We start from the raw sequence: 20,970 nt of genomic DNA, 5'->3' as shown, positions 1-20,970 counted from the left end.
CCGACCGTGTGAGCCCGATGCAATAAGCTCTCCAGATAGCAAAAGGCCCCGCATTTGCGAGGCCTTTGTTACATACATGACTTGTGACGCTATCGGCTGGCTTATTCCCAGTTCAGCGCGCCGCCGGTCTGGTATTCCGTCACGCGCGTCTCGAAGAAGTTGCGTTCCTTCTTCATGTCGATCATTTCGCTCATCCACGGGAATGGATTTTCTTCCTGGGCGAACAGCGGCTCGATGCCGATCTGCTGCGCGCGGCGGTTGGCGATGAAGCGCAAATAGCCCTTGAACATCGGCGCGTTCAGACCCAGCACGCCGCGCGGCATGGTGTCTTCCGCGTATGCGTATTCCAGTTCCACGGCCTGCATGAACAACACTTTAATCTCTTCGCGGAATTCGGCCGTCCACAGCTGCGGGTTTTCCATCTTGATCGTGTTGATCAAGTCGATGCCGAAGTTGCAGTGCATCGATTCGTCGCGCAGGATGTACTGGTACTGCTCGGCCGCGCCCATCATCTTGTTCTGGCGGCCCAACGCCAGGATCTGCGTGAAGCCGACGTAGAAGAACAAGCCTTCCATCAGGCAGGCAAACACGATCAGGGATTTGAGCAGCTTCTGATCGTTTTCCACCGTGCCGGTGACGAACGCAGGGTCGGTCAGGGTGTTGATGAACGGGATCAGGAATTCATCCTTGTCGCGGATCGACTTGACTTCGTTGTAGGCGTTGAAGATCTCGCCTTCGTCCAGGCCCAGCGATTCGACGATGTACTGGTAGGCGTGCGTGTGGATCGCTTCCTCGAACGCCTGGCGCAGCAGGTACTGGCGGCACTCGGGCGCCGTGATGTGGCGGTAGGTGCCCAGCACGATATTGTTGGCGGCCAGCGAGTCGGCCGTCACGAAGAAGCCCAGGTTGCGCTTGACCAGGCGGCGCTCGTCGTCCGTCAGGCCGTTCGGATTCTTCCACAGCTCGATATCGCGCTGCATGTTCACTTCCTGCGGCATCCAGTGGTTGGCGCAGCCGGCCAGGTATTTGTCCCATGCCCATTTGTACTTGAACGGCACCAGCTGGTTGACGTCCGTCTTGCCATTGATGATGCGCTTGTCGTCGGCATTCACGCGGCGCGCCACTTGCTCGGCGTTCGCTTCGGACGGCTCGGCACCTGCCGGCAGGTTCAATTCGGTATTTCCCAATGGCGCTTGCTGCGCCGGACGCGGCACAGCTGCCGACGTGGTTTCATCATCCCAGGACAACGACATATTCTTCTTCCTTTCCATGCCGGCGAGCCGGCGATCCGCAACAGGCCCGTTGAATCGGACAATGCGGATATTGACAACATTGAATCAGCCCAGACGCTCTGGGCTGACAACTAAAATCTTACTGGCAGGCTTCGCACTCTTCAAAGCCGTCATCACCTGGGCGCAGGTAGCAGGCTTCGCCATCGGCGTCGTCCGCTGCCGCTGCCACCACTGGTGCCACGGCCACCGCTGCTGCCGCCACGACCGCTGCCTGGGCGCTTTGTGCGCTGGCCGACATGCCGCCGTCGACTGCCACGGCGTTCAGGGCGCCCGTCTTGGAGGTCGATTTCTCCATGTGGGTAGCGGCGATGGTACGCAGGTAATAGGTGGTTTTCAGGCCACGCAGCCATGCCAGCTTGTAGGTCTCGTCCAGTTTCTTGCCCGATGCACCAGCCATGTAGATGTTCAGCGACTGAGCCTGGTCGATCCACTTCTGGCGACGCGAAGCCGCTTCCACCAGCCAGCTTGGCGACACTTCAAAGGCGGTGGCGTAGATATCGCGCAGGTCTTGCGGGATGCGGTCGATCTTCACCAGCGAGCCGTCGAAGTACTTCAGGTCCGAGATCATGACTTCATCCCACAGGTCGCGCGCCTTCAGGTCGCGCACCAGGTAGCCGTTGATCTCGGTGAATTCGCCAGACAGGTTCGATTTCACGTACAGGTTCTGGAACGTCGGCTCGATACAGGCCGACACGCCGATGATGTTCGAAATCGTCGCCGTCGGGGCGATCGCCACGCAGTTCGAATTGCGCATGCCGAACTTGGCGATGCGTTCGCGCACCGGAGTCCAGTCCATGGCCGACGAGGAATCGACTTCCAGGTAGCCGCCGCGCTCTTCGGCCAGCAGTTTGACCGAGTCTTGCGGCAGGATGCCGCGGTCCCACAGCGAGCCGGCGTACGACTCATAGCGGCCGCGCTCTTCGGCCAGTTCCGTCGACGCCAGGTAGGCGTAGTAGCAGACGGCTTCCATCGAGGTGTCGGCAAACGATACGGCGGCGTCCGAGGCGAACGGCACGCGCATCATGTGCAGGCAGTCCTGGAAGCCCATCACGCCCATGCCGACCGGACGGTGGCGCATGTTCGAATTGCGCGCCTTGTCGACGGCGTAGTAATTGATGTCGATGACGTTGTCGAGCATGCGCATGGCGGTGCGGATGGTCTTGGCCAGCTTGACGTGATCGAGCTTGCCTTCCTTCATGTGCGCCGGCATGTTGACGGAACCGAGGTTGCAGACGGCGATTTCGTCAGGACCCGTGTTCAGCGTGATTTCCGTGCACAGGTTCGAGCTGTGGACGACGCCGACGTGCGACTGCGGGCTGCGGATGTTGCAAGGATCCTTGAACGTGATCCATGGGTGGCCCGTTTCAAACAGCATCGACAGCATCTTGCGCCACAGGTCCAGCGCGGCGATCTTCTTGAAGACGCGGATTTCGCCGGCGGCGGCCTTGGCTTCGTAGCCCAGGTAAGCCTGTTCAAAGGCCTTGCCGACCTTGTCGTGCAGGTCTGGCGTGTCCGATGGCGAGAACAGGGTCCAGTCGCCTTTTTCCATGACGCGCTTCATGAACATGTCGGGAATCCAGTTCGCCGTGTTCATGTCGTGCGTGCGGCGGCGGTCGTCGCCCGTGTTCTTGCGCAGGTCGAGGAATTCCTCGATGTCCATGTGCCAGGTTTCCAGGTAGGCGCAGACGGCGCCCTTGCGTTTGCCGCCCTGGTTGACTGCCACGGCCGTGTCGTTGACCACTTTCAGGAACGGCACCACGCCTTGCGACTTGCCGTTGGTGCCCTTGATGTGGGCGCCCAGGGCGCGCACTGGCGTCCAGTCGTTGCCCAGGCCGCCGGCGAACTTGGCCAGCAGCGCATTGTCCTTGATGGCGTCGTAGATGCCTTCCAGGTCATCGGAGACGGTGCTCAGGTAGCACGACGACAGCTGCGAGCGCAGGGTGCCCGAGTTGAACAGGGTCGGCGTCGAGCTCATGAAGTCGAACGAGGACAGCAGGCTGTAGAACTCGATGGCGCGCGCTTCGCGGTCCGCTTCGTTCAGCGCCAGGCCCATGGCCACGCGCATGTAGAACGCCTGCGGCATTTCGATGCGCACATCCTGGATGTGCAGGAAGTAGCGGTCATACAGGGTTTGCAGACCGATATAGCCGAATTGCAAGTCGCGGTCGGCGACGATGGCTTTCGCCAGGCGCTCCAGGTCGAAACTGGCGAGTACCGGGTTCAGCAGCTCAGCGGCGATACCCTTGGCAATGTATTGCGGGAAATACGTCAGGTATTCGGCGGCAGCGGCCGCTTGCGGCACTTCCTTGCCGAACACTTCCTTGCGCACCGTGTGCAGCAGGATGCGGGCCGTGACCTGGCTGTAGGCCGGATCTTTTTCCATCAGCGCGCGCGCCGCCAGGATGGCCGACTTGTGCAGCTCTTCGACAGGCACGCCGTCGTACAGGTTTTTCACCGTTTCAGCCAGGATGGCGTCGGCATCGACGTGCTTTTCCAGGCCGGCGCAGGCGGCGTTGATCAGGTCCCGCACTTCCTGCATGTCCAGCAGGCGGCGCACGCCGTTGTCGGTGACGTTCAGCTGGGGCGCGGTCACTTGCGCGGACGCGCCTTGCGCTTCCTTCTGCAGGCGGCGCTCTTCCATGTGCTTGGCGCGGTACAGCACGTAGGCACGCGCCACGTCGTGCTCGCCCGAACGCATCAGCGACAGTTCCACCTGGTCTTGCACGTCTTCGATATGGAAGGTGCCGCCGCCCGGATGGCGGCGCACCAGCGCGGCGACGACGCCGTCCGTCAGTTGTTCCACCAGTTCGCGGATGCGTGCCGAGGCTGCGCCCTGGCCGCCGTTAACGGCCAAAAACGCCTTGGTCATGGCGATCGCGATCTTCGAAGGCTCAAATGCCACCACCGCACCGTTGCGGCGGATGATGCGATAGTCGCCCAATGCCGCGCCCGTGCTCGCCACGCTGTTGGCCGCGCCTGGCGCTGGCGATACTGGCGTTGGATGGATGGAAATATCTTGTGGTGATTGCATTGAAGCTCCCGTTGTCAGCTAAAGTCAGCCTGCAGTTTTGCTGCCGCGTGTGTTGTTGAATAGAACGCCCGATGGTCAGGGTTTCTTCAGGTATTTGTTGCTAAATAGTAAATTCTTAATGCATAAAACAGAGTCAGACGCCATATCGCCACACCGTACTGCCCGGCTGGCGCGAAACACGATCAAGGGTGATAAACCGCCAGTTCCAGTGCTTTATCAGCAATCCGGGTAGCTTTGACAATAATTCTGAAAACGTCTGTGATGGCACTAGATATAGTCTTTACATCCAACTTCTGCACTAATTGTAGTACCCATCGGAGGGTGATGCAATAGTTTTCCGGCATCCGCCAGCGTAATTTTTTGTATTTTCATATACGATTTCGGTTGACTTTTCAGGGTGTGGATGGAAAGCCAAATCCCCGCGAAGTAAGCGCTAACGCAGGCTGCCCTTGCAAGGTTTCCAGCCAGCATTTTTGATAAAAATGCCAGTCAAAAAACGGCCCCGGATCCGTCTTCCTCCCCGGCGCGATATGCTCGTGGCCGCGCACCTGCGACAGCCCGTAGCGCGCCACCAGCGCCGCCGTCAGCGCCGCCAGCACATGGTATTGCCGCCGCTGGAAGGGCACATCGTCCGCGCCTTCCATTTCGATACCGATGGAATAGCCATTGCACTGCGGGCGTCCTTCGAACATGGACGCGCCCGCATGCCAGGCACGTTGATCAGTAGAAACATATTGCAACAACGCACCATCGCGCCGCACAAAAAAGTGCGCCGACACCTGCAAGCCACGCAGGTCGGCGAAAGAAGGATCGGCATTATAATCTACCCGGCCCGTAAACAAGTCCGACACATGCGGCCCGCCAAAGTGGCCGCCCGGCAAGCTGATGTTATGGATCACCAGCAAGTCGACTTGTGCACCGTCCGGGCGCGCATCGTGGTGCGGCGAGTCATAGCGCAGCGCGCCGTCGCACCAGCCGTCTTCATCTATCGTCCATACGCTCATCAAGTAAAGCTTCCTGTATCGTCAATTTCTGCATGCGGTAACGCAACTGGCGCACGCTCAGGCCCAGCTGGCGCGCCGCCCGTGCCCGGTGGTAGCGCGCCTGCACCAGCGCCAGCATGATCATGTCGCGCTCGGCCTGGCGCAAATACACGTCGAGCGGCAGGACGGGGGCCACGCCATGCGCGGCCATGCCGGGCAGGCATAGTTGCCGTTCCGGCAAGTCCGGCAATGCCGGCGCCGCCCGCAAAGGCATAGTACCCGCCGTGGATGGCAAGGCCAGCCCGTCAAGCGCGATCACGCCGCCGTCGGCAAAGGCCAGCGCCCGCTCCAGCACGTTTTCCAGTTCGCGCACATTGCCGGGAAACGCATACGCGGCCAGGGCCGCCAGCACGGGCGGCGCCAGGCTCACGGCCCGGCGTGGCGACAGGCGCGCGAGGATCACCTCACATAATACCTGCAGATCGCCGCGCCGCTCGCGCAGCGGCGGCAGCGCCAGCTCGATCACATGCAGGCGGTAAAACAGGTCCTGGCGAAACGTGCCGGCGGCCACGCCGCGCGCCAGGCCATGCTGGCTCGCGCACAGGATGCGCACGTCGACGGCTTCGTCGCTACTGCCGCCCAGCTTGCGTACGCGGCGCTCCTGCAGCACACGCAACAGTTTTACCTGCATGGCCAGCGGCAGATCGTCGACTTCATCGAGCAACAAACTGCCGCCATGGGCCGCCTGGAACAAACCCTGGCGTTCGTGCAGCGCGCCCGTATAAGCGCCCGGGCGGCAGCCAAAGAATTCCGCTTCCATCAGCGCTTCGGGAATAGCGCCGCAGTTGACGGCGATAAACGGGAAGCTGGCGCGCGCGCCCTGGGCATGGATGGCGCGCGCCGCCAGTTCCTTGCCCGTACCCGATTCGCCGCGGATGGCCACCGGCGCGCCACAGCGGGCGATGCGGCCGATCTGCGCGCGCAGCGCCTGCATGGGCAGCGAGTTGCCGCTCAGTTGCGGCGCCGGCGGCATGCCGGTGGCGGTCACGGTATCCGGACCAGGATTGGGACGGGACATGGAAGCGCGCCTTTCCGCAATGGCGGCGACGAACCGCCTCATGCAGATGCTACGCCGGACGGAGGCCGGAGGACGTTACGATACGGATGAGAAACGCCAGCGTACCTGCGGGCTTGCCCTTACAAGGTGGCGTGCGCGTGGCTGCAGTAATCGTGGCCCTTGGCCTGTACGTTTTCGGAGGCCGGGTAGTACACGCCGCAGTGGGCGCAGCACAGCATCAGCTCGGCATCAGGCAATTCCTGCGGCCGGCCGGGCGGCGCAAACGGGTTCGGCTGCTGTTGCTGCTGCGCGCGGGCCCGTTGCTGCATGCCACGGATCTTGCTGCGGATAGCGAACAGCACCAGGAACACCAGCGCCAGCCAGAATAAAACACGTGTCATGCGAATCCTCGGTGTAAAACCACTTCCAGTACAAAACGGCTGCCGACATAGGCCAGCAGCAAGGTGGCGAAACCGGCCAGGGTAAAGCTCAGGGCCGTCTTGCCGCGCCAGCCGCGAAAGCGCCGGCCTGCCAGCAGCGAGGCAAACAGCAGCCACGACAGCATGGTAAACACGGATTTGTGATCCCAGTTGAGCGCCTTGCCAAACAGTTGCTCAGAAAACACGATGCCCGACAGCACGGTCAGGCTGAGCAAAATAAAACCCAGGCCGATCATGCGGAACAGCAGCTTTTCCATCGTCAGCAGGGCTGGCAGCTGGTCCAGCGCCGTGCCGATGAAGCCGCGGCTTTCGCTGCGCGTATGCAGACGCGATTCCTGCAGCGCCATCAGCACGGCGTGAAAGGCGGCAATCGTCAGGGTGCTGTAGGCGAGCACGGCCACGGCAATATGCCAGCCGAAGACGGCCGACTTGCCTTCCATGCTGACCTGGCTGCCAGGAAAGGCCCAGGCCAGGCCAATGGCGAGGACGGCGCTGGGCATGACCATGCGGCGCAGTCCGTCCAGGCTGAAATTGCGGTTCTCTATCCAGTAGGCGCCCACGGAGACCCACAGCGCGGCCGACAGCATGGCGGAAAAACCGAAGCGCAAGGTGCCCGGCGCCATCAGGTCGAACCACAGGGTGGCGGCGTGCGCCAGCCAGGCGACGCCGGTCAGGCCGGCGATGAGCCGGGCACGGGACGAGGGAAGCACCGCGCACGCCGCATACAACAGGGCTGCGATGAAAAAGAAATAGATCTGCATAGTTTAAGTTTACACCATAGCCGGCAAGCGCGATTCAAGCGACAGTATGGGCTACAGGCAATTCGCCGCCAGCCGACACCGCAAGCCTGCCATGATATCGCGCCTCGGGCGCGGCGGGGTGGCGCACCCTCAAGATTTTGGCAATCTTTCCTGCGGCGCACTGCCGCCGCGTCACGGCCACGTTGCCATCTGGATGAGCCAGCCCTATAATTATGTCCATAGAGCAACAATATTTCACTTTTCGCCACTCGCCCACCACCGCCATGTTTTCTTTCAAAAAAATTTCCTGGACCTGTCTCCTGCTGGCCGCCTGCACCGTATTAAGCGGTTGCATGAAAGATGCGCCTTCCCAATCCACATACGAGGAGTATTTCCGCACGTCCATCCAAAGCTATGACCTGTACAAGGAGTACTTCGACATTGCAAAGCTGGAAAAGCTGAACGGCTGGAAAGAGAACGAACAGTACGAAATCAAGGGCTCGGCCGTGCTGCGCGCCAAGGTGGGCTACCTGGAATTGCTGGCCGACGTGGCCGACAAGCTCGAAACGCAGGCAAAGACGGACGGCTCCGTGGGCATGACCATGGGCCTGGGCCTGATGGCGCGCGGCATGGGCGGAGAGAACAAGGTCTTCCGCGAATTCTGGGTGCAGCAGCAGGAAAAGAAGGCGATTCCCGCGCCGCTGCTGGCGCGCCAGGCGGCGATGACGGCCGAGCGTTTCGACAACCTGATGCAATGGTCGGACCAGCTCGTGCAAGACAATTACGGCGCCATCATCAGCCGCCAGCTGAAGAAAGGCGATGAGCTGACCCGCATCTACACGCTGAGCTTCCGCCAGACGGAGAAGGGCTGGATGGGTTTTAACGCCCGCTAAGGCCACCCTTCCATAAAAAAACCTCCGCGCCATCGCTGGTGCGGAGGTTTTTTTCATGGCTGCCTGATTTACTTCACGTTCAGGCTCTTTTTCGCCTGCTCCAGCAAGTCCGTCTTGACCCAGTCCTTGGCCACGGGCGGCTTCGTCATGCGGCCCACGCCCGTTTTCACCATCACGTCCGTGGTGATCTGGATATGCTCGGGCGAGATATCGTACGAATACGGCGAATTGCTGATCGCGTCGTCGAAGTCATCCTTCGTGATCTGGCCGCGGAACACGACTTCGCGCACATATTTTTCCGCCGTCGCCTTGTTGTCGATAAAGGTCTTGGTCGCTTCGACGAAGCAGCGCATGAATTTTTCCGCCACGGGACGGCGTTCCTTGTAGAACTTTTCCGTCATCACCATGGTCCGCACGGGCTCGCCGATCGGCGTGTCGTACGGTTTGATGACCTCAGTGCCGAAACCCTTGTTGATCGCCTGCGACGATTGCGGCTCGGACTGCATCATCGCGTCGATATTCTTGCCCATCAGCGCCTGGTTCAAGTCGGCGTAGGCGAGAAATACCAGCTGCACATCCTTGCCCTTGGTTTCCGAGTACGTCAGGCCCGCCTGCGACAGCTCGGCCAGCAGCAGCACTTCCTGGATGCCGCCGCGCGTCACGCCCACGCGCTTGCCCTTCAACTCCTTGACGCTGGTGATCTTTTGCCCCGCCCCGCCCACCAGGCGCGCGCCGCCCTTGGCAAAACCGGCGACCACATAGATCGGGGCACCGCCGGCGCGGCCGGAAATGGCCGCTTCGGACGCCGTCGCGCCAACGTCCAGCTCGCCCGCGATAATCGCCTGCATCACGTCGAGGCCCTTGGCAAAGATATGCTCTTCGACCTTGATGCCGCACTTGGGCGCGATTTCCTTGATGTACGACACGGCGCCGTAATGGGCGAATTTCAAATTGCCCAGGCGCACGACTTCCTGCGCCTGCACGGCGCCCATGCCGAAGGCCAGCATGAGGGCGGCGGCGATACCGGTCTTCAGGGTTGATTTTTTCTGCATCGGGTTCTCCTGTGGTGGTTGGTGTGTGCCCGCAAGGGCAAAACTACGCGAAACACTGCTTTTATTATCAGGAGATAGTACCGCGTGTTAGAGCCAGGGCAACATTTTTTTGCCGGCAGCCACGCTGCCGGCGTTGTTATTACTGCCCCGCCAGCGCCACCACCGGATCGAGTCCCGACGCCTTGCGCGCCGGCATGAAGCCAAACACCAGTCCCGTCACCACGGCGCAGGCGAATGCGCCGGCGATGGCGCTCAGGGAAAAGATCACCGGCACGTCCCACACCAGCAGCAAGCCGGCCACCGTCACGCCAACCACGATGCCGGCCACGCCGCCCACCACCGACACCAGCACGGCTTCGGTGAGGAACTGGCGCAGGATGTCCCGCCGGCGCGCACCCGTCGCCATGCGGATGCCGATTTCGCGCGTGCGCTCGCGCACCGTCATCAGCATCACATTCATGACGCCGATGCCGCCCACCACCAGCGAGACGGCCGCGATCAGGCTGAGCATCATGGTCATATTGTCCTGCGTCTTCGCTTCGGCGGCGATCGAGGCGGCCGCGTTGCTGATGCCGTAGTCGCGGATGCGGTGGCGCTCGAACATGGTGGCGTCGACCGCCGCCTCCACCTCCGTCACGCGCTTGACGTCGTCCACCGCCATCACCGTGTAGGTGGGCTCGCGCTGGCCGAAGACGCGGATGCCGGCCGTGGAAAACGGCAGCAGCAGCACGTCGTCTTCATCCTTCTCGCCCGTCAGCGCGCCCTTCGCGCTCATCACGCCGATCACCTGGAACGGCACGTTGCCGATCAGGATGCTCTGCCCCACGGGATTGGCCACGTCGGGCATCAGTTTTTCCGCCAGGTGCGCGCCCAGCACGGCCACGGTGGCCATCTCGCGCTCGTCTTCCTCGGTAAAGAAGCCGCCCTTGGCCACGGGCCAGGTCTGGATCTGCGGCAGGGCCGGCCCCGTGCCGCGCACATAGGTCTGCACGTCGAGGTTGCCGTGGCGTATCACCTTGTTGCCAGTGACATTCGGCAGCACGTGGGAAATACCCGGCACGTCCTTGAGCGCATCGAGGTCGGCCAGGGTGATGCTGCGTCCGGGGATGCGCGAGCTTTCGCCACGCGACGCCATGTACAGCAGATTCGAGCCGAACGCGCCTAATTGGGCCATTACCTGCTGGCGCGTGCCCAGGCCGATGGCCAGCATGACGATCACGGAAGCGACGCCGATGACGATGCCGAGCAAGGTCAAGCCCGTGCGGAAGCGGTTGATCCACAGCACGCGCCAGGCCGCGCGCGCCGCATCGAGCAATTCCGTGCCCAGCGAAGCGCCCGTGTCATGGGCGGCGCGCGACATGTCCAGCGGCGGCAGGGCCGTCGACGTGGCGGGAATGGCGATGGCGCCAGAGTCTTCGACGATTTCGCCATCGCTGATCTCGATCACGCGGCGCGCCTGGGCCGCCACCTTGCGGTCATGCGTAATAAGGATGATGGTGTGGCCCGCGTCGGCCAGTTCGCCCAGCAGGGCCATGACTTCGGCGCCGCTGCTGCTATCTAACGCCCCCGTCGGTTCATCGGCGAGGATGATGCGCCCGCCATTCATCAGCGCGCGCGCGATCGACACGCGCTGCTGCTGCCCGCCCGACAATTGATTCGGCCGATGATCCAGGCGTTCACCGAGACCCAGGCGCTTGAGCAGCGCCGCGGAACGCGCATGGCGGGCCGCTGCCGGCATGCCCGCGTACAGGGCCGGCACTTCCACGTTCTCGCGCGCCGATTCCGTGGCGATCAGGTGATACCCCTGGAAGACAAAGCCGAACGCTTCACGCCGCAGCCACGCCAGTTCATCAGGGTTCAGGCTGGCCACGTCCTGGCCAGCGAAGCGGTAGGTGCCATCGCTGGGGCGGTCCAGGCATCCCAGCAAATGCATCAGGGTCGACTTGCCGGAACCGGAGGCGCCGACGATGGCGACGAATTCACCGGCACCAATCGACAAGGTCAGGCCGCGCAGCACTTCCACGGCTGGCGCGCCATCGTGGCCGCCGTAGCGCTTGCGGATGCCTTGCAGCTCAATCAAAGGCGCCGGCTGGCCAGATTCTCCGGGTTGCCCCAGCGACGCGGCCTCGCTCATCGCGCTCACAGCTGGAACCTGCTGGCGCCGCTGCTGGATGGCTGCTCGCCCGTGACCAGCAATTCGCCTTCGCGCAAGCCTTGCAGCACTTCCGCGCTGAGGCGGTTGCGCACGCCGACGGTGACGGCGCGCGTATCGACCTTGCCGTCCGCACCCATCACGCGGGCCGTGAACTGCCCCGGCTTGGCGCCTTCTTCCGTCGACGGTTTCAGGGCCGGCAAGGGCACGGCCAGCACATTGTTCGCCGCCGCCGTGACGAACACCACTTGCGCCGTCATCTGCGGCATCAGTTCGCCGTCCGCGTTATCGACGTCGAACAGCACTGTATACAAGATCACCTTGCTGGTCGACGGCGCCAGGGCCGTGCCGGCGGCGGAACCGCCGGGCACTGGCGGCGCAGGCAGGACTTGGCGCACCTTGCCGCTCCAGCGCCGCTGGTCGCCGCCCAGGGTGGTGAAATACACGGGCATGTCCGGGCGCACGCGGCGCACGTCCGCTTCCGACACTTCCGTCCATACCGTCATGGCCGACAGGTCGGCGATGCGCAGGATGTTCGGCGTCTGGTACGTGGCGTTCAGGGTTTGCCCTTCCTTCGCGTCCAGGCCCACCACCTTGCCGGCCATCGGCGCGTAGATGCGCGTGTAGCCGAGGCGCGCCTCGTCCGCCTTCAGGCTGGCCTGGGTCTGGTCGATCTGCGCCTTCAGGTGGTCGATCTTGGCGCCGGCCGAGGCCAGCGTGGCTTCGGCAGTTTCCAGGTCGGCCAGCGGTGTCGAATCGAACTTGGCCATCTGTTTCTGGCGCACGTGCTGCTGGCCCGCCAGGCGATGCTGCGCCTGCTGGTCGGCCAGCTGCGCGCGCAACCCAGCCAGCGCGGCGCGGCCTGCGTCGACCGTGGCTTGCTGCACGCTGGGGTCGATCTCGGCCAGCAGCTGGCCTTTATCGACGTCGCTGCCCGGCTGCACGTGCAAACGCGTGATCTGGCCCGACACCTGCGCGCCCACGTCGACATAGGTTTGCGGCTGCAGGGTGCCGATGGCCGTGACGCTCGCTTCGATGTTGCCGCGCTTGACGGGCGCCGTGTCGAACACGGTGCTCGGGCCGCGCGTGGCCCACAGGCCGCCGGCGCCGAACAGCGCCAGCAAGACCACGCCGCCCAGGATGCGGGCGCGGCGGGAAGGCAGGCGGGCCGCCATCAGGCAGCCGCTTTCAATATAGTCACAACATCAATCGGTGTCGCCAAACGTGAAAAGTGCATCGGTCTATCCTTGAAAATGGCGGTGAATATCACCGCAGGAACGTCACAAGACCTGCCAGCGCGGCGACGGCTGCCAGCAGGGAACTACGAAACAGCAAGCGGGGCGCATACGGCAGCAGCAGGGCCACCAGCAGGGCGCCGGCCGATATGAAACCGAGCCAGGCGACGACGCCGACGGTCGCGCTCCAGCCGGCCACGCAGGGCCAGATGGCCAGCGCCAGCAGGACCGCGCCCGCCAGCTGCAGCGCGCGCCGCACGTTCGGCGCCGCATCCCTGCCCCAGACCTGGCCATGGTGGCGGTCCATCGCCAAGGAGAGGCTGGCCATGCCCGCATACGACAGGCCCAGCGCGCACAGGATGGTAGGGATCATGACTGTCCTTCCGTAGTGATGTGCAGGCTGGCCGAGGGCGCGGCGCTTTCCCTGGCGGCGGCCTTGCTGGCCGGTTTTTCCTTGCGCTTGTGGACTTTCCATGCGCCCCAGGCGGCCAGCAGGCCGAAGGCCATGCTGCCCAGTTCCACGCCGGCGCTTTCCCAGTCGCCGCGCGCGATCTGCGCCGCCAGGTTATCGCCCGTGCTCAGTACATTGAGCACGGGCAGCAGCAGGCACAGGGCCGCCAGCAAGCCCAGTTGCTCGATCCACGCACGCTTTTCCGCGCGCAGGCAGGCGTGCACCAGCATCACAAACCACACGCCGAAGAAGGCGCGCAATTCCCAGCCGGCGCGGTGTTCGACGCCGACGGGAATCAGGCGGTTGGCCCACAGGAAGCCCACGCAGGCGATGGACAGGCCGGCAATCGCCGCCACGTTCAGGCAGGCGACGATGCGGTACACGCGCTGCGTGTAGGTGCCGAACTCGCCGCCCGACTTCTGGCGGCGTTTGACCATGAACAGGATGGCGCCCGTGCCCATCATGGCCGTGCCGGCCAGGCCGCAGAAGAAGTACAGCCAGCGCATCGGCGTGCCGCCGAAGCCCACCATGTGCAGGTTCGACATGACGGCGCGCGTCAGGCCCGCGCCGCCCGTATCCGACTCGCCGGGACGGCGCAAGGCGACCTGTTCGCCCGTGGCCAGCGCATAGCAGGCCCTGCCCGTGTTGGCGCTGATGCGTTCCATCGTGTCCGTCTCTTCATTCCAGCCGTACATGCACACGCGCATGGAGGCGTCGTTCGGGTTGTCCAATACCACGGCGCGGATTTCCTGGCCGATGGCCTGCTCGGCGCGCAGCGCGTACGGTTCCAGCGCGGGAATGGCCAGCGGCTGGCCTGTCTTCGCGGGCTTGCCCACATCGTTCCAGTCGGCCAGGAAGGCCTTCTTGGCGTTGTCCATGCCGTATTGCGCGACCACGGGGGCCGGCACATAATCATCGCTGAAGAACGCCAGCCCCGTGTAGGCGATCATGAACTGGAACGGCAAGGTCAGCACGGCCACCGCGTTGTGCGCGTCGAGCCACGAACGCTGGCCCTTGGCCGGGCGGAAGGTGAAGAAATCCTTGAAGATGCGCTTGTGCGTGATGACGCCGCTCACCAGCGCCACCAGCATGATCATGGTGGTGATGGCGACGATCCACACGCCGATGCGTCCCGCGTGCAGCTCGTAGTGGAAATCGACGAAATGGTGGCCGCCGATGGTGTCGCGCTCCGTTGCCTCGCGCGCATGTTCGATGACGGCGCCCGTCAGCGGATCGAGGTCCGCCGAGCCATAGCCGCCGGCGGGCTGGAACCAGTAGGCGGACAGGCCGTGGCCGGGACGCTGCACGGGCCAGATTTCCCACATGTCCGCCTTCGGGTGTTCCTTCGCCATGAAGTCGAGCGCCAGTTCCAGGCGGTGCCCACGGTCCGTGACCTTCGGCAGCGGCGGATCGTTCGCATGCGCCGCCTCTTCCAGTGCATGTTCGGGCGTCATCCAGTGGGTGATCGGCTCGTCGAAGACGGCCAGGGTGCCGGTCAGGAAAATGGCGAACAGCAGCCAGGAAATCCACAGGCCACTCCATGTATGCAGCCAGGCCATGGCCTGGCGCAAGCCGCCCTGCTGCGGCATCTTGGCCACTTTGTCTACCTTGACGGCGTTCATGCGGCACCCCGCGACAGCAGCAGGCCGATGCCGCCGCAGGCGATGGCCGGCAGCAGCATGCCGAGCCAGGCGCGGCGCAGGTCCTGCACGGCAAAGACCCAGATGACGGCGCAGGTATAGACGACGAAGGCGCTCAGGGTGGCCGTCAGCACGGCTTCGGCGCGCGACAGCGGCAGCACGGCCGCCAGCAGCACGGCCACGCCGGACGTCAGTGCATAGCCGCCAAAGATGGCGGCGAGCACGCGCGAGAACAACATCATGTGGGCCGATTTCATCATCGCGGCGCTCCCTGTGGCATACGCTGGCTCACACCGTCGCGGGCCAGATTCAACTGCACTTCCATAAGCCATGCATCCTTCATCAAGATAGATCATTCAAAAGCGGTTATTTACAGTTTGTAGTTCAAGGTCAGCATCAGGTTGCGCGGCGCGCCCACCATGTTGCCGAAGACATCGGAATAGATACTCTGGTAATAGCGCTTGTCGAGCGCATTGTTCACGTTCAGGCGCAGCTCGGCGCGGCTGTCGATCTGCCACGCCGCGTTCAAGCCCACGATCGCGTAGCGGCCCTGGCGCAGATGGTAGGTGCCGTCGTTTGATTCGGTCGCGCCCTGCCCGTATACGGAAGCACCGACGCGCCAGCCCTGCGCCGCGCCGGACAGGCGGTAGCTGGTGGCCAGCTTGAGCTGCTGGCGCGGATAGCGGCTGTTGAAATCCTTGCCGATATTGGCCGGATCGCTGTCGCGCTTGAATTGCGCCTTCACATAGGTAAAACCGGCCGACAGCTGCCAGTCGGGCGTCAGCGCGCCCGCCACGTCCAGCTCCACGCCTTCGCTGCGCACTTCGCCCGACGCGCGCTGGCAATAGCCCCACGTGCTACCCGGGCAGGGGTTCGGGCCGGCCAGGTCGTCCACGCCGCGGTTTTGCTGGCGGATCTGGAACACGGCCGCGCTGGCATTGAGGGCGCCGCCGAAGTATTCGCCCTTCACGCCCGCTTCATAGTTGGTGCCGCTGATCGGCTTCAATGGCTGCGCATTGGCGTCGGTGGCCGCCTGCGGCTGGAAGATTTCGGTCCAGCTGGCGTACACGGAATGCTGCTTGTCGAGGTCATACACGACGCCGGCATACGGCGTGAATTCGCGCGCCACCGAGTAGCCGGCATCGTCCTTGTACCAGCTGACGCGACCGCCCAGCACCAGCGACAGCGGGTCGGCCAGGCGCATGCGCGTGCCCGCATACACGCCACTTTGCTCGGTGATGCTGGCCGTGCGCCACTGCGCGTAGTTGATGACGGGACGCGCCACGCTGCCCGCATCCCAGTTGAACGGGTCGAGCACCGGCGCCGCCGCGCCCCAGCTGTACGGTGCCCAGCCGCCATAGCTGTTTTTCGACGAACGGCGGTGGCTGGCGCCGACCGTCAGCTCGTGCTCGCGGCCGAACAGGCTGTAGCTGCCGCTCGCATACGCGTCGTAGCTGGTGTTGGCCAGCTCGGCGCGGTAGCTTTGCGAATTGAAGCGCAGGGTGTCGCCACGGCGGTTGATGCCGGAAAACGTCGTGTCGATCTCGGGCGTCTTGCGCGTGGCTGCCAGCTTGGCTTTCCAGCCATTGGCAAAGCGGTGTTCCAGTTCGGCGAAGATGGTTTTATCCGTCTGGCGCCAGTCATCGAAGTCGCTGCCCAGGTAAGTGGAACGGGGCAAATTCAAAAAGCGGCCGTCTGCGGCCGTCACCACGCCCGTCGAGACGCCGTCGTTGTCCGTCTTGCGGTAATGCGCGCCCACCGTCAAGGTGGTGTCGGGGCGCAGGTCCGCTTCGATGATGCCGTACAGCTGGTGGTTGCGGCCATGCAGCACGTCGACAAAATCCTTCTTGTCCTGCACCGTCACGACGATGCGCCCGCGCAGGGTCTTCGCTTCGTTGAGCGCGTTGGCCGCATCGGCTTCCAGGCGGTAGTTGCTCCAGCTGCCCACGCTGGCCGAGAATGACGCTTGCGGCGCGGCCGTCGGACGCTTGCGCACCATGTTGATGGCCGCGCTGGGCGTGCCGCTGCCCGTCATCAAGCCCGTGGCGCCGCGCACCACCTCGATGCGGTCATAGATGGCCAGGTCGTCATTGTCGCCATTGAAGGTGCCGTTCGCGCCCAGGCTGGTGGGCAAGCCATCGAACAGGATGTTATCGATTGGAAAGCCGCGTGCGCTGAAACTGCCCGAATCGCCCGTAAAGTTGCCCTTTTGCATGACCAGCCCCGTGATCGACTGCACGGCGTCGTCCAGGGTCGTGATGCCCAGGTCGTCGATCTGCTGGCGCGTCAGCACGCTGACCGACTGCGGCGTCTCGCGCAGCGACAGGTTCAGCTTGGTTGCCGTATTGCTCACGCCCGTCGTGTAGGAGCCGCTGCCTTCCGTTGTCGCATCGCGCCCCGCCGTGACGGACACGCCGAGCATGGTCTGTTCGGTGGCGGGGGTGGCTGGCGCCTGCTGCGCGATGGCCGGCAAGCTGGCGGCCAGGCACAGGGCCGCAGCCGCTTGCGCCAGCGGACGCAATGCGGAATGAGGAGACGGCAAACTGACAAAATTCAAAGCGTGAGACATGCAAGTTCCTGATAGTAGTGGCGTCATCAGACGGTGAAAAACAGGCGCCCTACTCTGTAGGTGCCGCGAAAACGAAAAACGGGCAGCCGGATGGCTAAATATTTTTTAATGACATGGCCGGTTCGACCGTCACCCAGTAGCGCGTGCGGCTGCGCACCTGCACGGGCAGGGAATTGGGCAGCATGTTCAAAATGCGCTGCGTGTCGGCCAGCGGGAACACGCCCGACAGGCGCAGCTGGGCCACCGCCGGTGCGCAATCGATCACGCCGGGACGGTAGCGGGCCAGGTCGGCCAGGAAATCGCCCAAGGTCACGTCGTCGACGATCAGCTGCCCGCGCGACCAGGCGTCCGCATACGCACTGAGGGCGTGCGGCGCGTCCAGCGCGTGGCGGGAAAATGCCACGCCGTGCCCGGCCGCCAGCAGCAAGGGTGCGCCGCCGTCGCGGGGACGGATTTCAACGGCGCTGTCAAACACGTCCACGGTGCTGTAGTCATCCTGCTGACGCACGGCAAAGCGCGTGCCCAGCGCGCGCACCAGGCCTTCGCGCGTGGCCACCACCAAAGGCGCGCCGCTGCCGGCGCCATGGCCGCTGGTGACGAGGATTTCGCCGGCCAGCAGCTCGATCAGGCGGCGGCTGGCATCGAAACGCACGTTCACGGCCGATCCCGTATTCAGGCTGAGCACACTGCCGTCGTCCAGCGCCACCTCGCGCCGCTCGCCCGTGGCCGTGCGGTAGTCGGCACGCAGGACGCGCACGCCATCCCAGGCATCCGTCTGCGCGGCCAGCATGCCGCCGCCGGCCGCCACGCCCAGCCACGCCAGCAACTGGCGCCGCTTGCCGTTGACGGCTTTCTGCTCCGTGCCGGCCAGCGCCTGCGCGGCCGCACCGCGGTGCAAGCCGTTGAAGCGCTGCGACACGGCTTCGATATGCCGCCAAGCCCGCTCATGTTCCGGATCGGCCTCGCGCCAGCGCTGCCAAGCGGCCTGTTGCGCCGAATCCATCTCGCCCGACATCAGCATGGTCAGCCATTCGGCCGCCTGCTGCTGCACGTCCTCGCGGATGGCCGCCGGGGCCGCAGCATTGCCCACCTTGCTCATGCCGGCAGCGAGAAAAACACCTGACGGTTGGCGCGCGTCAGGTATTGCTTGACCGAGCTGGCCGACACGTTCAGGCGCGCGGCGATCTCGGCATAGCTGAGTCCTTCCAGTTGCGCCATAAGGAACGCCGTGCGCACGGGCGCGGGCAAGCCAGCCAGGGCCTGGTCGATTTCCTGCAAGGCTTCCAGCGCCAGCAGCCGCTCTTCCGGCGCGGGCGCCACTTCGGGCGGCAGGCAGGCCAGCGCTTCCAGATAGGCGTCTTCCAGCACTTGCCGGCGGTGGCGATGCGCCACCAGGCGGCGCGCGATGGTGGCGAGAAAAGGCCGCGCTTCACGGATCTGCGGCGCGGCATCGGCCGTCAGCACGCTGACGAAGGTGTCTTGCGCCAGGTCCGCCGCCTCGCCCGCATTGCCCAGCTTATGCCGCAGCCAGCCCTGCAGCCAGCCGTGATGGCTGCTGTAGAGCGCGTGCAGGTCTTGTTGCTGTGCAAAATCGGCGGCCGACATGGCATCCCTTTCCGCCCGGGCGTGCGGCGCCCGAGAATGTAAATAAGAATTATTCTCATTTTAACCGCGTTCCTGCCATTCATGCAATCGCGGCATTGCCAGAAATACCAAGTAATTCAAACGCCGGCCAACCGCCAGGCGGTGCAGCGCGGGACCGCCAGCCACCCGCGATGGGGTAAAATGGCGGCCATCGTCCGGCTTTCGCCGCCCACTCCCAAGCTTTTCATTGCAGGTTCATCATGCTAGATAATCTCACCCAACGGCTTGCCAAAGTCGTCAAGACCATGCGCGGCGAGGCGCGCCTGACCGAAGCGAACACCGCCGACATGCTGCGCGAAGTGCGCCTGGCGCTGCTCGAAGCCGACGTCGCCCTGCCCGCCGTGCGCGAATTCATCGCCAAAGTCAAAGAAAAAGCCATGGGCGAGGATGTCATTTCCTCGCTCACGCCGGGCCAGGCCCTGGTGGGCGTGGTGCAGCGCGAGCTGGCCGCCCTGATGGGCGCCGACCTGGGACCGGAAGCGTCGCAGATCAGCTTTGCGCAGCAGCCGCCCGCCATCATCCTGATGGCCGGTCTGCAGGGTGTGGGTAAAACCACCACCGTCGGCAAGCTGGCGAAATACCTGAAAGAAGAAAAGAAGAAGAAAGTGCTGACCGTCTCGGCCGACGTGTACCGCCCAGCCGCGATCGCCCAGCTGCAATCGGTCACCGCCCAGGTGGGCGCCGACTTCTTCCCGTCCACCAGCACGGACAAGCCGGTCGATATCGCGCTGGCCGCGCTGGACTGGGCGAAAAAGCATTACCACGACGTGCTGATCATCGATACGGCGGGCCGTCTCGGTATCGACGAAGAGATGATGCGCGAAATCGCCGCCGTCCATGGCGCCGTGAAACCGATCGAAACCCTGTTTGTCGTCGACGCCATGCTGGGCCAGGACGCCATCAACACGGCGAAAGCCTTCAATGATGCCCTGCCGCTGACCGGTATCGTGCTGACCAAGCTCGATGGCGATGCGCGCGGCGGTGCGGCCCTGTCCGTGCGCCACATCACGGGCAAACCTATCAAGTTTGCCGGTGTCTCGGAAAAACTCGACGGCCTGGAAGCGTTCGACCCGACCCGCATGGCCAACCGCATCCTGGGCATGGGCGACATCCTCGCCCTGGTGGAAGAAGCGCGCAAGGGCGTCGACAGCAAGGCGGCGGCCGACCTGGCGCAAAAGATCAAGGTCGGCGGCAAGTTCGACATGAACGACTTCAAGGCGCAACTGGGCCAGATGAAGAAAATGGGCGGCATGGCCAACCTGATGGACAAGCTGCCGGCCCAGTTCCAGCAGGCGGCAGGCGGCAAGAACATGGATCAAGCCGATAAACAGGTGCGCCGCATGTGCGGCATCATCGACTCGATGACGCCGCAGGAACGCGCCAAGCCTGAACTGATCAAGGCCACGCGCAAGCGCCGCATCGCCGCCGGCGCCGGCGTGCAAGTGCAGGAAGTAAACCGCATGCTGACGCAATTCGAGCAAATGCAGACGATGATGAAGAAATTGTCGGGCGGCGGCATGATGAAGATGATGCGCTCCATGAAGGGCATGATGCCTGGGATGAGGTAAGGCGTCGAAGTCCCCGCTCGCGGGGACTTCGACGGCATTCATTACGCCGCACACCCAAGTAAAAACATCGTTCTAAATAATGCCGGATTGCATTTTCATGTGTCCGGCATCACTGTTCCCTCCCTCAGCAGCCCCCCTCCCCGCATAGCAAGCAACCATGCCATTTACGGGCAAAAACGCCGTTCTGCGCTCCCAAGCGGTGCGCCCGGGCGACAGCATTGCC

General features: G+C 63.8%; 18 protein-coding genes. 2 read left to right on the top strand and 16 right to left on the bottom strand.

Annotated features, from left to right (window positions below):
- Positions 1–101: 101 nt before the first annotated feature.
- The 7 genes from JAB6_RS02150 to JAB6_RS02120 all read right to left on the bottom strand — a co-directional run bounded on the left by JAB6_RS02150 (position 102) and on the right by JAB6_RS02120 (position 7,898).
- Entirely contained in the window at positions 102–1,253 is a 1,152-nt protein-coding gene (locus JAB6_RS02150) for a ribonucleotide-diphosphate reductase subunit beta (RefSeq protein WP_034746600.1), read from the bottom strand.
- Between the two features lie 118 nt (positions 1,254–1,371).
- Positions 1,372–4,323 (bottom strand): ribonucleoside-diphosphate reductase subunit alpha, encoded by a 2,952-nt coding sequence (locus tag JAB6_RS02145; RefSeq protein ID WP_034746597.1) that lies wholly within the window; start codon positions 4,321–4,323, stop codon positions 1,372–1,374.
- 392 nt (positions 4,324–4,715) lie between these two features.
- Positions 4,716–5,327, bottom strand: coding sequence for a 1,6-anhydro-N-acetylmuramyl-L-alanine amidase AmpD (gene ampD / locus JAB6_RS02140; protein WP_070301194.1), 612 nt, complete (start codon positions 5,325–5,327; stop codon positions 4,716–4,718).
- The gene (locus JAB6_RS02135; RefSeq protein WP_070301193.1) at positions 5,305–6,384 is read right to left on the bottom strand and encodes a sigma 54-interacting transcriptional regulator; all 1,080 of its coding nucleotides are present in this window, start codon (positions 6,382–6,384) and stop codon (positions 5,305–5,307) included. Before JAB6_RS02135 ends, ampD begins: the two co-directional genes overlap by 23 nt.
- A gap of 119 nt (positions 6,385–6,503) precedes the next feature.
- Positions 6,504–6,764: a PP0621 family protein gene (locus tag JAB6_RS02130; protein ID WP_034746591.1), complete on the bottom strand. Its 261-nt coding sequence runs from the start codon at positions 6,762–6,764 to the stop codon at positions 6,504–6,506.
- The gene (gene ccsA, locus JAB6_RS02125; RefSeq protein WP_046684240.1) at positions 6,761–7,564 is read right to left on the bottom strand and encodes an inner membrane protein YpjD; all 804 of its coding nucleotides are present in this window, start codon (positions 7,562–7,564) and stop codon (positions 6,761–6,763) included. The genes JAB6_RS02130 and ccsA overlap by 4 nt, the downstream gene beginning before the upstream one ends.
- A gap of 34 nt (positions 7,565–7,598) precedes the next feature.
- Positions 7,599–7,898 carry a hypothetical protein gene (locus JAB6_RS02120; protein ID WP_070301192.1) on the bottom strand — a complete coding sequence of 100 codons (300 nt, stop codon included), beginning with the start codon at positions 7,896–7,898 and terminating at the stop codon, positions 7,599–7,601.
- Here JAB6_RS02120 and JAB6_RS02115 point away from each other — a divergent pair.
- The gene (locus JAB6_RS02115) at positions 7,897–8,436 is read left to right on the top strand and encodes a hypothetical protein (protein ID WP_070301191.1); all 540 of its coding nucleotides are present in this window, start codon (positions 7,897–7,899) and stop codon (positions 8,434–8,436) included. The two genes, JAB6_RS02120 and JAB6_RS02115, sit on opposite strands and share 2 nt — an antisense overlap.
- A 68-nt stretch (positions 8,437–8,504) precedes the next feature.
- Here the strand turns inward: JAB6_RS02115 and JAB6_RS02110 are convergent, their stop codons facing one another.
- The 9 genes from JAB6_RS02110 to JAB6_RS02070 all read right to left on the bottom strand — a co-directional run bounded on the left by JAB6_RS02110 (position 8,505) and on the right by JAB6_RS02070 (position 19,140).
- A complete protein-coding gene (locus JAB6_RS02110) occupies positions 8,505–9,443 on the bottom strand; it encodes an ABC transporter substrate-binding protein (protein ID WP_223278890.1) in 939 nt (312 codons plus the stop codon).
- 184 nt (positions 9,444–9,627) lie between these two features.
- On the bottom strand, positions 9,628–11,622 hold the full coding sequence (locus JAB6_RS02105) for a MacB family efflux pump subunit (RefSeq protein WP_070301190.1): 1,995 nt from the start codon (positions 11,620–11,622) through the stop codon (positions 9,628–9,630).
- A gap of 5 nt (positions 11,623–11,627) precedes the next feature.
- On the bottom strand, positions 11,628–12,815 hold the full coding sequence (locus tag JAB6_RS02100; protein ID WP_070301189.1) for an efflux RND transporter periplasmic adaptor subunit: 1,188 nt from the start codon (positions 12,813–12,815) through the stop codon (positions 11,628–11,630).
- A 91-nt stretch (positions 12,816–12,906) separates the two neighbouring features.
- The gene (locus JAB6_RS02095) at positions 12,907–13,248 is read right to left on the bottom strand and encodes a DUF3325 domain-containing protein (protein WP_034746576.1); all 342 of its coding nucleotides are present in this window, start codon (positions 13,246–13,248) and stop codon (positions 12,907–12,909) included.
- Positions 13,245–14,948, bottom strand: a complete 1,704-nt coding sequence (locus JAB6_RS02090; RefSeq protein WP_070301188.1) for a PepSY domain-containing protein — start codon at positions 14,946–14,948, stop codon at positions 13,245–13,247. Before JAB6_RS02090 ends, JAB6_RS02095 begins: the two co-directional genes overlap by 4 nt.
- Entirely contained in the window at positions 14,945–15,226 is a 282-nt protein-coding gene (locus JAB6_RS02085) for a hypothetical protein (protein ID WP_080698408.1), read from the bottom strand. Before JAB6_RS02085 ends, JAB6_RS02090 begins: the two co-directional genes overlap by 4 nt.
- Before the next feature lie 110 nt (positions 15,227–15,336).
- A complete protein-coding gene (locus JAB6_RS02080) occupies positions 15,337–17,535 on the bottom strand; it encodes a TonB-dependent siderophore receptor (protein ID WP_217494595.1) in 2,199 nt (732 codons plus the stop codon).
- A gap of 94 nt (positions 17,536–17,629) precedes the next feature.
- Entirely contained in the window at positions 17,630–18,634 is a 1,005-nt protein-coding gene (locus JAB6_RS02075; protein WP_070301187.1) for a FecR domain-containing protein, read from the bottom strand.
- Positions 18,631–19,140: a sigma-70 family RNA polymerase sigma factor gene (locus tag JAB6_RS02070; protein ID WP_070301186.1), complete on the bottom strand. Its 510-nt coding sequence runs from the start codon at positions 19,138–19,140 to the stop codon at positions 18,631–18,633. Before JAB6_RS02070 ends, JAB6_RS02075 begins: the two co-directional genes overlap by 4 nt.
- Positions 19,141–19,379: 239 nt before the next feature.
- On the opposite strand from JAB6_RS02070, the gene ffh reads away from it, so the two are divergent.
- Positions 19,380–20,747 (top strand): signal recognition particle protein, encoded by a 1,368-nt coding sequence (gene ffh / locus JAB6_RS02065; RefSeq protein ID WP_034746567.1) that lies wholly within the window; start codon positions 19,380–19,382, stop codon positions 20,745–20,747.
- Positions 20,748–20,970: the final 223 nt, after the last annotated feature.

The organism is Janthinobacterium sp. HH104, assembly GCF_001758715.1.
In the GTDB taxonomy this organism is placed as follows: Bacteria; Pseudomonadota; Gammaproteobacteria; order Burkholderiales; family Burkholderiaceae_D; genus Janthinobacterium; species Janthinobacterium aestuarii.
The sequence above is the reverse complement of the archived record's forward strand: the minus strand, read 5'-3'. Positions and strand labels throughout refer to the sequence as shown.